The following is a 1,431-nucleotide window of genomic DNA, read 5'->3' on the forward strand; positions in this document are numbered from 1 at the left end:
ACCAGCCGCTGAACCGCGCGGCCCGGCGTCTCGCCGGTGTCCGGCGGGTCGCCGCCGAGCAGACGCCGTGCCTCCTCCAGATCGCGTACGTCTCCGACGCGCGCGTGCCGGGTGCGCAGGGCGAGCCCCAACTGCTGGTCCGCGCGGACGCGTTCGCCCGGGTCGGCCCAGGTCTCCCGGCGTGACCGGGACAGCACGGTGATCGCCTCCTCCAGGTCGGGCAGCCCGCCGGTCACCTCGTACCGCTTGAGGAGCGCGCCCCCGAGATTCGCCAGACCCGCGCCGGTGCCGTTCGGGTCGCCGGGCGCGGCCCGCCGGTACAGCTCGACCACCTCGTCGAACTCCGCCACGGTGCCGCCCGACCGGTCGAGCCGCAGGCTCAGCGCCCTGGCCAGGATGGACCGGTACCGGGGGAGGTCGGGGTGGTCGCCGGCCGTCTGGGCGACGACGTCGCGGGCGATCCCGATGCCCTCCTCCAGATCCTCCGAATCCCGCGGACCGGACGTGTGCTCGTAGCGCCGCACGAGCGACAGCCCGTGATCGCTCAGCCGGGGCAGCCGTTCGGGGTGCCCGGCCGGGGTGCGCCGCAGGGCGCGGCGCTGGAGCCGTAACGCCTCGTCGGCGAGGCGCGAGGACTCCTCCCGCAGCTCGTCGTCTCCCCAGGCCCCGGCCGCCGCGGCTACGGCCTCGGACAGCCAACCGACCCGGACGGCGCGTTCGGGGTCGTCGTCGTCGGTGGCGAGCACGGCGAGGCGTCCCGCGCCGATCGCCTGCGCGCGCGTGACGTCGGACGTGGCGCCCGCCAGCTCGAACGCCTTCGCCATCTCGGCCGGCGCGCCCGGCAGTTGACGGCCCTCACTCGCGGCCGTGGCGGCCAGGCACACCAGACTCCACTCCTCCGGCCCGTCGGCGTTCGCCGGGTCCGGCCAGGACTCCGGGGGCTGTGCGGCCCAGATCGTCGCCAACTCCTCCGGCACGGCGTTCCGGTCGCGCGCCCAGACGGGGTACAGCAGCATGCCCGCCGAGCTGCCCTCCTCCGCGCCCTTCCCCTCGCCGAGCGAGACACAGCGGAACCAGAACAGCCAACCGGCCACGTACCGGGCCTCCATGTCCGTACGGAGGTCGCAGCCGCGCAGCAACGCCCCCAGTTCGGCGTCGGCCCCCGCACCGAACAGCAGGGTCCCGTCGCCGTGTTGGTTCACCCGTGTCACGCGATCGGCCACGGCGGTCAGCAGGCGCTCCCGACTCGTCACACTCACCCTGACGCCCTCCCACCACTCATCATCCGCAAGCGCGAGCCAACACTGCCCGACCGGGGCACACTTGACGCCATGACAGCACCGGACAGCGTGCGCGCGGAACGCCGCCGCGCCGATCGCATCGCGGCACTCTGCCTGCTGCTCGACGACCGGGACGCACTGCGTGGCGGCG

1 pseudogene is annotated in these 1,431 nt (G+C 74.8%); it reads right to left on the reverse strand.

What is annotated here, in order from left to right:
- A pseudogene (locus tag BHU15_RS35395) lies at nucleotides 1-1,259 on the reverse strand (hypothetical protein); the annotation flags it as partial.
- Nucleotides 1,260-1,431: the final 172 nt, after the last annotated feature.

It is taken from the genome of Streptomyces niveus (genome assembly GCF_001723055.1).
Taxonomy (GTDB): Bacteria; Actinomycetota; Actinomycetes; order Streptomycetales; family Streptomycetaceae; genus Streptomyces; species Streptomyces niveus.